General features: G+C 57.4%; 10 protein-coding genes and 1 tRNA gene. 9 read left to right on the top strand and 2 right to left on the bottom strand.

Annotation, left to right across the window (positions count from 1 at the left end):
* Positions 1 to 3 precede the first annotated feature (3 nt).
* Positions 4 to 744: a proteasome assembly chaperone family protein gene (locus tag NGM68_RS17400; protein ID WP_252699481.1), complete on the top strand. Its 741-nt coding sequence runs from the start codon at positions 4 to 6 to the stop codon at positions 742 to 744.
* Between the two features lie 128 nt (positions 745 to 872).
* Positions 873 to 1,718: an aldo/keto reductase gene (locus NGM68_RS17395; RefSeq protein WP_252699480.1), complete on the top strand. Its 846-nt coding sequence runs from the start codon at positions 873 to 875 to the stop codon at positions 1,716 to 1,718.
* 112 nt (positions 1,719 to 1,830) lie between these two features.
* On the opposite strand, the gene NGM68_RS17390 is transcribed toward NGM68_RS17395, so the two are convergent.
* Both NGM68_RS17390 and guaB read right to left on the bottom strand, forming a co-directional pair.
* Entirely contained in the window at positions 1,831 to 3,570 is a 1,740-nt protein-coding gene (locus NGM68_RS17390) for a DUF7289 family protein (protein ID WP_252699479.1), read from the bottom strand.
* 158 nt (positions 3,571 to 3,728) lie between these two features.
* Positions 3,729 to 5,228, bottom strand: coding sequence for an IMP dehydrogenase (gene guaB / locus NGM68_RS17385; RefSeq protein WP_252699478.1), 1,500 nt, complete (start codon positions 5,226 to 5,228; stop codon positions 3,729 to 3,731).
* Between the two features lie 544 nt (positions 5,229 to 5,772).
* On the opposite strand from guaB, the gene NGM68_RS17380 reads away from it, so the two are divergent.
* From NGM68_RS17380 to NGM68_RS17350, 7 genes are all read left to right on the top strand, one after another.
* Positions 5,773 to 6,681, top strand: a complete 909-nt coding sequence (locus NGM68_RS17380; protein WP_252699477.1) for a DUF5794 domain-containing protein — start codon at positions 5,773 to 5,775, stop codon at positions 6,679 to 6,681.
* Between the two features lie 51 nt (positions 6,682 to 6,732).
* Positions 6,733 to 6,907, top strand: a tRNA-Trp gene (locus NGM68_RS17375).
* Positions 6,908 to 8,082: 1,175 nt separating this feature from the next.
* Entirely contained in the window at positions 8,083 to 10,071 is a 1,989-nt protein-coding gene (locus tag NGM68_RS17370; RefSeq protein ID WP_252699476.1) for a DUF8148 domain-containing protein, read from the top strand.
* 164 nt (positions 10,072 to 10,235) lie between these two features.
* Complete coding sequence (locus NGM68_RS17365) at positions 10,236 to 10,604, top strand: hypothetical protein (protein ID WP_252699475.1); 369 nt, start codon at positions 10,236 to 10,238, stop codon at positions 10,602 to 10,604.
* 35 nt (positions 10,605 to 10,639) lie between these two features.
* Positions 10,640 to 11,044, top strand: coding sequence for a DUF8023 family protein (locus tag NGM68_RS17360; RefSeq protein ID WP_252699474.1), 405 nt, complete (start codon positions 10,640 to 10,642; stop codon positions 11,042 to 11,044).
* Between the two features lie 145 nt (positions 11,045 to 11,189).
* The gene (locus tag NGM68_RS17355) at positions 11,190 to 11,756 is read left to right on the top strand and encodes a hypothetical protein (RefSeq protein WP_252699473.1); all 567 of its coding nucleotides are present in this window, start codon (positions 11,190 to 11,192) and stop codon (positions 11,754 to 11,756) included.
* A 2-nt stretch (positions 11,757 to 11,758) separates the two neighbouring features.
* Positions 11,759 to 14,677: an Env/VP5 family phage fusion protein gene (locus NGM68_RS17350; protein ID WP_252699472.1), complete on the top strand. Its 2,919-nt coding sequence runs from the start codon at positions 11,759 to 11,761 to the stop codon at positions 14,675 to 14,677.
* Positions 14,678 to 14,686: the final 9 nt, after the last annotated feature.

Genomic DNA, 14,686 nt, shown 5'->3' with positions numbered 1-14,686 from the left:
CCCATGTCACAGATCCGTCTCCAGGATGGAGCGGCCGACCTCGAGAACCCGGTACTCGTCGAAGGCTTCCCGGGCGTCGGACTGGTCGGAAAGATCGCGACCGACCACCTGATCGATCAACTCGATATGCGTTACTACGCCAGCATCCACTGTGACGGGTTACCGCAAGTCGGCATCTACCGCGAGGGGGAGCCGATCGTCCACCCACCGGTTCGGCTGTACGTCAGCGAACCCGACGACGTGCTGGCGCTCCAGAGCGACATCCCTATCGGTGCGCAAGCGCTCGAACCGGTTGCCGACTGTTTGACCAGCTGGATCGACAGCCACGAGGCAACCCCGTTGTATTTGAGCGGTCTCCCGGCCGAACACGACGGCAACCCGTCAATTTTTGGCATCGCGACCGGTGGTGGCAGGGATCTTCTCGATGGCCACTCGATCGGCACTCCGCCGGAAGACGGCGTCGTCAGCGGCCCGACCGGTGCATTGCTCAACCGAAGTACCGAACGTGGCAGCGATTCGGTCGGTCTCGTCGTCGAGTGTAGCCCGCAGTTCCCGGATCCACAGGCAGCCAGCGTTCTCCTCGAGGATGGGGTGTGTCCCATCGCGGATGTCGACGTCGACGTGGGCGAGTTGCTGAACCGAGCGGCCGAGATCCGGGAGAAACGGGAAGCGTTCGCCCAGCGTATGCGCGAAATGGGCGAAGCAGAGAGTACGCAGGCGCAGCCGTTACGGATGTATCAGTGACGCACAGCCAGCGTGCGACGCCGCTTGTGGGGTCTGGAAATCGGGAACCAACTCGGCTCGAGTACGCTATTTGAGACCGTAACCGCCACAATCCGAACGCTTTTCCGTTGTCGTCCGATGACCCAGACATGGACTCCGCCGACGACATTACCGCTGGCGACTGCCCACGCGCAAACGGAATGCCCATGCTCGGCCTCGGCACCTGGCAGCACACCGACCCCGATCAGTGTACCCGGAGCGTCAAAACGGCCCTCGAAATGGGGTATCGCCACATCGATACCGCCCAGGGCTACGACAACGAGGCGTTTGTGGGACAGGGGATCGCCGATGCGGCCGTCGACCGGGAGGATATCTTTCTCGCGACGAAAGTTGCCACGTCGAATCTCGGCTACGACGACGTCCTCGAGACGACCCGGGAGAGTCTCGAGAAACTCGGCGTCGACGCGGTCGACCTGCTGTACGTCCACTGGCCGGTCGACTCTTACAATGCCGAGGAGACGCTGGCTGCCTTCGACGAGTTGTATGCCGACGGGTTGATTCACAACGTCGGCGTGAGTAACTTCGAACCGCGACACATCGAGGAGGCCGTCGAGCTGCTCGACGCACCCATCTTCGCCAATCAGGTCGAGTGTCATCCGTTGCTTCCCCAGGAGGAGCTTCGGGCCGTCTGTGACGAGCACGATATCGAACTCGTGGCGTATTCGCCGCTCGCCCGTGGAACGCTGTTCGAGGTTCCCGAAATACAACACGTTGCCGAGACCCACGACGTCACCGAAGCCCAGGTCAGTCTCGCCTGGCTCCGGGCGAAGGGCGTGACGGCGATCCCGAAAGCGACCAGTGAGGAACACATCGCCGACAACTGGTCGTCACTCGCCCTCGAGTTGGATGGTGGGGATCTAGAGATGCTGGACGGACTCGAAAAGGTTCATCGAGAAGTGGATCCGGAGTTCGGGCCGTGGCACACCGACGAGTAGCTCTCTCAGCAACTGGTACGAATTCGGTTTTCCGACTATTTTGATTGGTAGCCGCATAGAACGGATGATCGAAAGATTCTGCGATGTGAGATGCCTATTGCTCGTGACGTCGTTATTCGTTCTCAACGACGAGATCAGTGATCGTCAGCTCAAGGTAGGTCGTGTTTGAGTCATCCTCACCGTCACCACCAGCGCCGGCTGACTCCTCGATCAATGCATCGTCGTAGTGGAGATCCGTGTTTTGTTCGACGTGTTCGACAGAAGCAACGAGTCCACCGTAGAAGTCGATCTGATTGTTGAACGTTACTTTGGCCGGTGGTTCATCTGCATCATTTCCGGCGTAGATCACTCCTACGAATTTTGTATTGCCCTCTTCAAACGAGATGTCCGCTCCCGGAGGTGCGAATACCCAGAAATTCGTCGAATCATCATTGGTGTTGTTGTATTTGTTGACCGTATCCTGTATCGTAAGTGATCTGTCCTCGTCGTCCGTTATGTAGAGGTTCACCTGATGGCCGTTGACGCTATCGAGTTTCACTTCATTATCAAAATAAACGTCCCCATCGACGAGGATATCGACCTCACCTTCGTCGTCGAGGTCAACCTCGAGTGTGTCTCCTGGCCCTATCTCCGTGAGATAGTACTCACCAGGTGTTTTGATTGTATCGCCGGTGAGTTCCCCATCGTCGATAGCATCGGTCTGTTCGTTATCGTTTTCCGTGGCCGTGATGCGCTCTTGCCACCGGTTGATCTCGAGGGTCGAAGACAGCACCTCGAGATTGGTGTCATCGGAATACACCGAACCGGAGTGTGATCCTTTTTTGATATTTACACAGTCAGTGGTTCCGTCTAGACAATAGACGTCACCAGAAACTTCTGCGTTGTTCTGATCGAGTGTTAACTCCCCGTCAATCATAATATCGGCCTCAATCTGCGTATTGTGATTAATCGTCACGTCATCTGCAAATTGAAGCTGCATGTCGTCGATCTCCTTATCCGGTTCAGCAGAGTTGTACGCCGTCATGTTGATGTTATTATTTATCTCAATCTCTTGGCCGCTCGCTGGCGAAGTCACGCCAGCGTCGATATCGTACTCGTACGGAACGTCAACGACGAGTCGTACGTACTCGTTCTCATGATCGACGTAAACACTGCCGACGTCACCATCGTTCATCTCGATTCTATCCTGATCAGTGAAGTACGCTGCCCAACCTTCGTAGTACGATGACTGGATTGCAATCTCCATCCGGCCTGGGGGCACTTCATGCGGGAGTGAGCGGGCACTCTGATTCATGCCAGTCGAACGAATTGCGAGGTCACTCCCACTCCGGTCAACTCCCTGCAGACTGGTGACCTCCATCCGCATATTTGTCACTTGAGACTCAGAAATCAACACGTCGAAATTTGGTGCACTAACGAGTCTACTGGTTCCATCTGCGTATTCCCACACACCACCACCCTGGTATGCCAGATGGGTGCCATCACGCTCATACTGTATCGTCCCGAGCGCATACGTGGATGATTCACCGTTCAGCGTTACCGTCATATGACCATCATCCGGTTTTACAGTGATATCGTCCTCGACTGATTCACTGAACGACAGCGATCGGGCCTCCCCTGGTTGTATCGACGCCAGTTCAGCCTTCGCGTTCTCGAGAGACTGCGTAGCGGCCTCGTCGTGACTCTGTGATTCCAGGTGCCCCATCGCACTGTGTCCAACTGCGACGACACCGAGAGCACCGACGGTCACGAATCCGATTAGTAAGACGACGGCGATCACCTCTGATTGCCCGCGAGTCGGTCTCGATAGGGGACGGTTTGTACTCCGTTCCTGTCCCCACTCGTCGCTCATGTCTTCCGAATGACGTTCAACGGGTAATAATATATCGGCCGGAAAGACAGTTGGATGAATGCTCTCGTCGATTTTCGGCCGTCGTGAACTCGGTACACCTTCCAATCTTCACACGGACGGAAAAGACGGGATCCAGACGCTGTGTGTCGATTCGAACTCTATTCGCTCGGCGAGTAGTTCGGCGCTTCGTCCGTGATGACGACGTCGTGAGCGTGTCCCTCCGCCTGGCCGGCCGAGGAAACTCGGACGAACTCGGCGCGCGCTTTGAACGCCGGAATCGTCTCCGCGCCGACGTACCCCATTCCGGACTGCATTCCGCCAGCCAATTGGTGAAGCTCGGACTGGAGCGTCCCCTTGTATGGTGTCGCCGCTTCGACGCCTTCGGGCACGTACTCCTCGTCGTCCTCGGGATCTTCTTTGAGGTACCGGTCGGCGTCACCGGATTTCATCGCCCCAACCGATCCCATGCCGCGATACTGCTTGTAACGCTTGCCGTTCATCGTCACGACGCGACCCGGTGCCTCGTCGGTGCCTGCAAAGTACGACCCGAGCATTACGGCATCGGCCCCGGCGGCAATCGCTTTGATCGCATCACCGGAGTACCGAATTCCGCCGTCGGCGATCACCGGTACGTCGTACTCGCTGGCAACGTCAGCAACCTGGGCAACGGCGGTGATCTGGGGCATTCCTGCCCCCGAGACGACCCGAGTCGTACAGATCGACCCCGGGCCGATACCGACTTTGAGCCCGTCTGCAAACTCGACGAGATCCTCAGCAGCCTCTCGAGTGCCGACGTTCCCCACGACGACGTCAGCCTCGACGGCGTCTTTGATCTCCTTCGCGCCGTCGACGACGTTCAAGTTGTGAGCGTGAGCGCAGTCGATGAAGATGACGTCCACGCCCGCCTCGTCGGCAGCAACTGCGCGATCCATCTCGAACGGGCCGACGGCGACCCCACAGCGGAGCCGTCCGTTTTCGTCCCGGGCCGCCTCCTTGTACTCGCGTCGCTGGAGAATCCCCTGCATCGTCACCAGGCCGACGAGCAGGTTCTCGTCGTCGACGACAGGCACGCGTTCGATCTTGTGCTCGTACATCAGGTCGAACGCCTCGCGGGCGTCGATATCTTTGGGTGCGGTGATCACTTCGTCGGTCATCGCCTCCGTCACCGGGTCGTTCTCGCCGACCTCGAGGTGTGGCCGGATGTCCGTACTCGAGATGATCCCCAGCACTTCGCCGTTGGTGTTGACGACTGGTGCGCCACCGACGCCCTCACGGATCATCATCTCGTCGACCTCCCGAACGGTCATTTTGGGATCGGCAGTGACGACGTCGTCGAACGGGATGATGAGTTCGTCGGCGCGTTTGACTCGTGAGATCGATTCGACCATCTGATCGATGTTCATGTTGCGGTGGAGGACACCGAGTCCGCCGTGGCGGGCCATCGCAATGGCCATCTCGCTCTCGGTGACGGTGTCCATCGCCGCCGACAGGATCGGCACCGATACCTCGACGGTTTTTGACACCCGTGAGGTCAGATCGGCCTGATCGGGTTCGACGCGACTTTCTTTCGGTCGAAGCAGGACGTCGTCGAACGTCAGTGCCTCCGGTACGCGAAGTTTTGCAGAATAGGGCTCGTGCTCGGGAACGTCGTTCGCCATGTAAACTGTCCGGAACCGTCGGTGAAAAACGTTGCGAGACCGTTCGTGTCTGTGAGCGGGGCACATCCACCGATGGATTCGCTCGAGTTACGTGGCCAGCGGTTACGGTCGATACGTCATGGTCGGTGCGTCATGGTCGATACGTCATGGTCGATTAGCATCGACCGCTGTACGTTCCGAACGCGCAGTGAAAAATCCGAGCCTGAAGATATGTTTCGACAATCATCTATCGGTGACGTCCCCTCTTTGTTTACAATCCTTCGTAGAGTGTGTCCACTTCCCACACAACGTTTAATAAGACACGCCGATTTGGTTCGGTATGTACGCTGTGAACTCCCGCGTTTCCCGCATTGTTGGCCTGACGAGTCTCGACTCCGACGCCACATTCTTTATCGGGAAACGCCAGTTCACAGCACGAGGCCTTCGGTCGAAGGTATCCCTTCGCTCGCCGATGGACTGGCTCCCGCTCGGTTCGCTGTCGGAACTGGGAGACCGTTTATCACGTTACCCACAGGCCTCGGGTCACGGCCATCGTCCCTGAGCGATGAGCACGTCACAACACCCGATTGCGATTCGCCTCGAGCGACTGGTCGGCGGTGACACCAGGCTTCTCGCGCTGGTGATGGCGCTGCCGCTGGTCGACGGCATCTTCGTCGCGTTGATCCTCGCCGGCGCGCTCGAGACGACGATGGGCGCTATTCAGGTCGGCTTGCTGATCTTCGGCGGGAGTGCGACGCTCGCGGTCATTCTCGCTGAGATGCAGGGATCGGTGCGCAAACAGATCCGTGTCGTCTTACTCGTCGGCGTTCCGCTGATCGTCGTCGCAGCCATCCAGGCGGCCCTGGCACCGGCGATCGGGAGCGTCATCGACACCGTCATCTTCGAACGGTTCGCCGCGCTGGTGATCCTCGCTATCGCAGCGAAAACCGCGAGCGCTACCGTCGGCGAGTATCTCCCGAGCCCTGGCGTCATCATCGGGCTGGGACTGCTCGCCAGCCTCGATCCAGCGGGGGCCGAATTCGTGTTGATGACCGATACGGCACTGGTCGCGAACGCCACGCTGGCGGCCGTCGTCGGCGTCGCGTTCGCCCTCGGAGTTGCCATCAGCGGCCCGTACCTTCGGGCGCACATGGACATCAACCGTTTCCGCTTCGGCAGCGCGGTCGCCCTCGGGTTGTTGCCCCTGTCGATTATGGGGATGGCATTCGGTCAGGCACCGCTGGCTGCGCTCGTCGTCGCCGCACTGTTCGCCCTCGATCCCGATACCCCATCGGATGGCGACGTCGAGGCCCAGCATTCGGCGGCTGGAACGAGAACGGATGGCGGTACGAATGGCGCCGATCGCGAATCCACGACGCTCGAGCCCGCTGGTGAGTCGGAGGGGACTACTGAGGACGCACCGTATCCGAGCGACGATACGACGACGACCGACGGACGCGCCCCATGGCTCTGATCCGAATCGAACCGTAACTGCTTTAGGCAGGATTACCCAACGATTCCACGAGGGGTCGTGGCCAAGCCAGGCATGGCGACTGACTCCAGAGGTTCCGCGCCCGGGACGACACTCCAGACTGATATACTGATCGGACACCTGATCAGTGTCCGTGTGATGACCCTCTGGAGTTCCGAGGCGCACCGGAGATATCAGTCGATCGGGGGTTCAAATCCCTCCGACCCCATCCTCACCTTAATTATTTCTTAATACTACGGATAGAAAGTGCGTTAGACCAATTTTCTCTCTTAACTAATCGATTACCCTTCCCTCCGACGGCTCCTTCGTGTGGCGGTTGTGCCCCAGCATCGACTGAGCGCCGCGAGTGCCGGATGGGCAGATGCCCGGAACCCGCAACACGCGACGCAGCGCGACCTTTAGGAGCGTCTGTCGCGTTGAGGGAAAGCCCGGAATGCAGGGAGCGCAGAGTAACGAGCGACCGGCCTCTGTTCCGAGCGAGCGAAGCGAGTGAGGGTACCGGCCAGGGAGCGGCGCGAGGGAGTTCTTCTTCGGATACAGATTCCCCTCCTATTATATTGACTGACGGTGGCCTTGCTAAATCTGATTACACCTCTCTTTCTCAAACCACTGCCATCGCTCCATCTATTCAGCAAACTGGTCAGGGTTACAACTACATCCGATGTCAAGCGTTAGGCACTGACGATACGGTCTACGTTCATCAACTCTGTGCGATTGCTTCTGGTGAAGATCCTCACCATGTCTTCTCACCGGAGTATGATTGCCATCACAAACTCTCTGTTCCAACGAAGTGGGGAGTTTCTCAGATCGATACCCCAGAGAATATTGAGCTCGTTGAGTCCTGGAAGCACCGGGTAGCTGAGGTACATCGTAGTGAGGAGTTTGCCAGTGAGGTGCCCAAATGACGGGCATCGATCATTGCTTGATCAGCAGTGAACGGCAAGAGGAGTCGTCTCCTACTATCTGTGATGGAACATGCCCGACTTCTATTGTCACTCGTGTAAACAGAAATTCCCCGCTGAAGTCAAGAACAAGTACGATACGTACGAGTTTACTCGTTGTCCGCGCTGCGGTAGCGCGAAGACAACGCTCGCGTGGTAACTCTGCTCCGGTAGGTCTTGGCAGAAATCACCGGTCACTCCACGCGGTCACTGACCAGGAGGGACAGCAATGAGTGTCGAGACACTCGACCTCGAGGACTCTCCGTTCTACAAACCGGTGTGTCGGAACTGCTCAGAGGCTGAATATTGGTACGTTGGTGTAGACAGTAACGATCACCTGGGCGTTTACTCAAAGTTCCGTTGCCCCAACTGCGATCACCGTGTTCACGTCTGAATGGCAGCTCTGGCTGGAACCAGCCAGGGTTGTAACACATCGGGGTTAGTGGACTACCTGGCTGACACGGGACTGATGGCCTACGGCCAGCGCGACCCCACCGCGCTGACCGACCGAAACAGCGACCGCGTTCGCGTTTTACAATACCTCGCTCGACACCCAGAGGGTGTCAGTCAAACCGCGCTGTGCCACTACGTCCTGAAAGGCGTTGCTCCGAACGATTATACCGGCCTGTACGACCTCTCCGGCGATGCGTTCGAGCGCCACGACAACGCCGCCCAGTACCTCTACGACGGACGTGGCGACGGCTGGACGGCTCTCGACGGCTCTGACGACGACTTTCAGTTCCTAAATCGCTTCGTCAACGACCTCGAGGCGCACACAGAGTTGATCCGGGTCGATCGCCTCGACGCGGATGAAACCCACGGACGATGGGTTGCACCAACCCACCGCCTTATTGACTTGATTTCAGAAGGCATTCGTGAAACAACGTCCGTCTCAAACGACCTCGTATATGACCGCGATTTCGCCCAGAACCTGCTCAAAACGCCCTGGCCGACGAAAAAGGGCCTCACCACGCACCAGAAGAAGTTCTTGGCAGCCGCGTTACGTCGTTACATCTCTCGGGTGAACGACTACCGGCTCGTTTTCGACGTAATGCTGCAGAACCGGAGTGGCCACGAACGCCGCCGCATGGTGAAAGACTTCTCGACTCGTTTCACCAGCGAGGGGCGCATCTCCAAGAACTACGCACGCCTACAGGCTGCGCTCGAATGGGGCTACGAGAACGCCGATAACGCCGTATTCTGCACCCTGACGACGTGGCCTGAGAATTTCGATTCCCACTGGGACGCCACCCAGAACATCAACCCGAATTTCCATAACCTCACACAGTTTTTCAAAACCGATCCGAAAACGGTCGAAGACACCCGTAAGACCCACGTTCCTCAGTGGTCGGAAGATCTCGATTCCTCGAACTTTCACTTTGGCGCTGAGGGCGCTGTCTCCGGTAGACCGCGCAAACAGCTACAATACGTGAAGGTTCTGGAGTGGGATTCCGGCGGAAAGCCCCACCTGCACGTACTTTTTTTCAACGTACCGACGCGGGAGAAGGACGGAATGCCATGGCTGATCGACAAAGCGGAACTCGAATATCTGTGGCAAGAACGATACGGACAAGCCCGGATCGTCGACCTTTACCCGCTCGTCTACCGTGACGACCTGGACGAAGTTGGAAACTTCGGAGAGGAGTTCATCCGCGATGACGACGGACAGATACTCACGAATGCCGACGGAAACCCGGCGAAACAGCCGGTTTCGGAAGGCTTCGTTTCGTGGTACCGCTACGGCGACCACGACTGGACTGACGAACAAATCGAGGAACGAGTACGCTTTCACAAAGAAAACGGGCAGATCGACTTCGACGGCCACGAGGACGTGGCTCGCCAAAAAACGGCTGGCTCGTATATCGGAAAGTACGTTTCTGAGACGCTTGGGACGCTACGTGAGGCTTCTGCCGAAATCGCTGACGACCCGATGCACTTCCCTCACGACGTTGACGACGACGACAAAGCTGCCTTCTGGAAGCTCGGCCTGTACTGGGCGACTGGTCGCCAGTTCTGGTCGTGCTCTCAAGGCATTCGCGACGACATTGCCCTCGAGGACGCTGATCGGAAGGACATACTCACGGGGGTCGTCGACGTTTCGACGACCTCGCTGTTGCACCACGCTGAACACGCACACGAACCCCACGCGCTATACCCTGATCTGGACGCTGAACGCGCAAAGTCGCTGATCCACCGCGAAACCCGCCAATTGCTGGCTGAAAAGGAACTCGCCGCCCAACGGTCGACGACCTCGACAACGACGCTCGCCCAGATCAAGATGCTCGGTACGTTCCACTGGGACGATATACCGGCCACGCCCGATCGCCGCATTGACCCTGGTGCCCTGGAAGAAGCTATCCATGATCGAGACGATGCAATCGTCTTGGCGGCGACAGGCGATAACCCACCGCCTGTCTCACAGGTTTGGTGAGCTGTCACGCGGGCCAGCAACTGCGCTATCTCCAGCTGCGGCTTCGTCATCCTTTGACCGTTAGCTGTGCCACGTAGGAGGACACGTGACATCCCCTAGTTATTATCGCATGGATTATACCCCTGAGTAACTACCACGAGCGTTTCGCCGTGGTGGTTCGAACCATGGCAACGGAACAAGCCGAAGTCCCTGAGGGCTTCACGAAGGCCGAAGCACCGCAACAGAACACCGACGACTACGACACCGAATTCGTCGATCGCCCAGAACTCGGTGAGATGATTCAGGGTACCCTCCTGAACGTCAAACCGGATTGTGGCGAATTCGACACCACGATTCTCGAGCTGCGTCTTTCCGAACCGTACCACGACCAGGACGAAGGCGCGCTTGTCTGTTTCTGGTCGACGAACGGCATCGACTCCGCCCTCGAGGAGAACGAAGTCTCCCGGGGCGAGGAGATCGCCGTCGTCTGCGACGACACGTTCGAGATTGACGGAGAAAACCGCCGCGGCTTCTCCGTCTACACTCGGGACTGAACTCCAAACGCTGCTGACACACCACTTCTTCACAAATGGCAACTCACCACAACACATCGCTGAACGGACTGATCGACGACTACGCACAACTTCGCGCTGTACCGGCGCTGCTCGGGGTGTTCTACCTCGCTGCCTCGCTGTTCCAATTCGGCGGCCTCTCGACGCCAGAAATCCTCTGGTTCGGTGGCTACGAATTGACGACGACGCACGCCATGATGGGGTCGCTCGGCGTCCTCGTCATCGCGTTCGCTTCTTCGGAAACGAAGGACTTCGAACGCTATGAGCAGTGGGAGCAGGGCTTGATCGCCGCTGCTCCGGTACTGATCCTCGGCTACCACTACGTCGGGTTCGTCGAAACACTCGTCAACACCGCCGAGCCGTGGGGACAAATCGCCGCGTTCGTTATCTGTGCCGCTGGCTACGCCGTCGCAATCCGATAACGATGCTTCCGGCACTCAAAATCGCACCGGGCGCACGAACGATGCTGTGGCTGTTCGCGTTCGGCGTAATTCTGTGGTTCTGGTTCGACCCTGTGTCGTACCTCGAATCACTCGCGTCGGATAGCCTATGGCCGTTCATGCTGACATGAGCAAACCACGACAACTATTCAACGGACGAAAGGAGTACAAATTCGCCGTTGTCGGGTACATCCTCGGCGCGGCTGCACTTACGATAGTGCTGGTCGCGGCGATCTCGATGACCGGCGCGGCTGCAACGGCTGAGTTCGCAAACGACACCGCCGAACTCACTGACGATAACGACACGATCGAGGTCGAACTACACTGGTTCGACGAGGCGAACGATACCGAACACGCAACCATCTACTTCTACAACGCTACGGAGTATGAGGGCGACGGTTCGGACGAAGCGGTGCTTGAACGCGCCGAAGACGCTGATCCGGGCAACGTCACACTAAGCGAGTTCGATTCTTCGCATGAAGCTCTCGAACTCGACACGGAATACCGCATCATCGTCGAAGGCGACGACGAGCACCTCGAGGACGCACACATCACGCTGAACACTGGTGACGCTGATGGTGGCGCGATCTTCGCCTCGGACACGCAGAGAAACGGAGTGATCGTGCTCGCACTCATCGGTGGCGCGTATCTGCTCACTCGCGACGGTAACGGCAACGGTAACGGGGGGCAGTAACTATGTCTGCAACGACTCTGGAGGCTGAAACGCAGATTGGCGCTGATCACGCCGACCGCTTTGCTGCCGAAGCTGCACACGAGTACGAACACGGCTGCACGCTCACTCGACGGCAAGCGATGCAAGCGATGGCTGCTGCCACCGCGACGATCGCAGCCTCGAACACGGTGATGGCTGATGACGATGATGAATACGGCGTATTCGACACACTGAGGGAATCAATTCCCACTTCGGCAAAAGATGTCTACCTGACTTCGACGCCGATCGGTGCGGCTATCTACATGGGGGCAACCGCCCCGAACGTCTGGCGCGAAACGTTCAACACCGATCCGACTGCTGAACGCATCAGCTTGTGGCATCAAGCAAACAACGAAATAACGTGGTTAAATAACCACTTCATCAACTTCGGAAATCGCATGGAGGATTCGCGCTCGATCGCGTCCCTCGAAGCACGTCACGGCATGGCCTTGGCGTGGGAAGATGGTGAGGGTGCTAACACCATGCACGATACCGCACACCAACGAATCCGCCAGTATTACGAACTTCCTGAGTTCAATCATTTCCACGCCGGTAACAAGGCACTCGCACAACTCTCCTACCTTGCAGGAGCGGGGCAGAATACTGACCCTACCTTCGAGTTCACGGCCTATGCCGAGGACGATGAAGGCGAGTTTGTACAGTGCATAATCACCGATTCGCGGGAACATGAAACACTCACCTTACATGATGGGACTGTCCTAATCGAAGACGCATTCAAGTACATCGATCACCTCGACGGCCAAGAGGGCGATGGCGACTTCATCACGCCCGTTCTTCAATTCCGTGCTGACGATGAGGAAACGGTTCTTGATGAGTCTCCGATCACCCAAGATGTGATCGACTCCTGGGACGGCGACGAAGTGACGTTCGACCTCGAGAACGGTACGTACACGACAAACCTCCGGTTTGCTTGTACGACCGTCTCTGACGGTGACGATACGCTCCCGTCTCAGGTCGTCTTTGACGGCCCTGAATGGCTCGGACAACACCAAGAACTGAAAGATCTTTCTGACGATGTAGTGGCGTGGTACGAATACTCGTTCGTCGAGGACATCAAAGCCGAGCTTGACGCTGGAAACATCACACCTGAACAGGTACGTTCACCCGAAGGCATGGCTCGCTTTCTCGCTGGTACAGATGATGTGGAAAGCGAACGCTTCCGCATCTCGTGGATGCAGCAGTTCGGTTTCGAGCGCACCGACCTAACTGAAGTCCGCGGAATGGCTGTAACCTGGAACGGTGCTATTGACACTGTTGTTGACACCGACCCCGATCTCGATGACCGTCACGTCTACCCAAACGAGTTTGTTGAAGATCAACAATACTCGGGGGTTGTATTCGGAGATAGCACGACCAACGGAATGCAGGCTGGCGGAAAGTACGCTGTTGGAACGCCTGTATTCACTGGTGGCGATGGCCGAACACAGGCGTTCGACCAAAAAGGTGACCTGCTTTGGGAGAACACTGGTGTTGCGAAGGCCTGTAGCTTCCTGTGGGACGAAGAGCGTCGATTGCTCTACATCGGTAACGATCAGGGTGAAATCGTCTCGTTAGACCCTGTAACGGGCGAACACGAGGTAATGAACGACGATTCTACTTCCCGCAACGTAACTGGACTTGCCTCTGATGGTCAAATACTGTACGCTGTCGTCACGACCGATCGTGACCTATACGCAATCGACCTCGAGGATCACCAGACTGAGTGGCACCAAACCAACGTCTCGGAAACGTATTCGAGCATCAGTGGCCTCGAACTGTCTCCTGATGAAACAACGTTGTTCTTCGTTGCTCACAACACGGTTAGGGCACTCGACGCCTCCGATGGCACCCAACTATGGCAATTCGATACCAGTGATAACAACAATTCTGGTCAGGGCACCTTGCTCGTCGATGATGGAACAGACCTCGGTGCTCTCTACGCCATAGACCACGCCCAGATCAGGGCTGTAGATACGGAAGAACAGGCATACTCTGAAACAGAGTACACCGAGCGTGATGTCTACACCTTCGACAACCACCGCGACCGCGCCATGTATGCTGGCGTTGAGAATGACCGTGTCGTTCGACTCTCGCTCCCTGATCTCGAAGAGGAATGGGTGGCGAGCGTCCCCGATCAACCACAGGACGTGACGGTTTCGCCTTGCGGCACGTTAGTTTACGCAGTTACTGACAACGGCGAAATCCAATATTTGGACGCTGAAACCGGCGACACTCTCCACGTAGCTGAATGCGACAATGAATGGGAGCAGTGGGTCGGAACTTGGAACACCTCGCAAACTCTCGACGGCAGTGCTGCTCGAGCCATCATGTTCGATGAGACGATTACCGACGACGAAGACGAGGTAATCCGAGAGGGGCAGGGACAAGTTGATCTCTGGTACGGAGTACTCGAGATCGACGAAATGTGGGATGCTGGCGGAGCCAACATCACACACGTCGACGACGACACTCTCGATGACATCATCGACCTCAATGGAACACCTGGTGACATCGATACGATAATCGACGAGATGGACGAGTTTGACGATGTCTCCGACATCAAGTACACTCGCCACGTCTTGCAGATTCTCGAGTTCTATGACGAAACCGACGCGACCGTAGGTGAAGACGAGGGAAGCGACGTTGTAGTCATAGAACCTGACTGGACGGAACCTGACTACGACACGTTCGATTCCACCGAGTTCGTTGAATGGATGCAACGAGTTGAAGATATGGTCGAAAATCTCGAGGATGAGGATGCCACTGATGAAGACGACACCGCCGACGACGACGGCGACGGTGGCGGCTTCCTCGCAGGAATGAGTAACCGCGCTTTCGCCGGGGTGCTGGCGCTCGCTGCCGTGGCGCTTGCCGCCCTCGGCGGCGACGACTCACGACGCTAACCATGCCCC

Origin of the sequence: Natronosalvus vescus (genome assembly GCF_023973145.1) — an archaeon.
Lineage (GTDB): Archaea > Halobacteriota > Halobacteria > Halobacteriales > Natrialbaceae > Natronosalvus > Natronosalvus vescus.
Note: the sequence above shows the minus strand (reverse complement) of the source record. Positions and strands in the feature narration are given on the sequence as shown.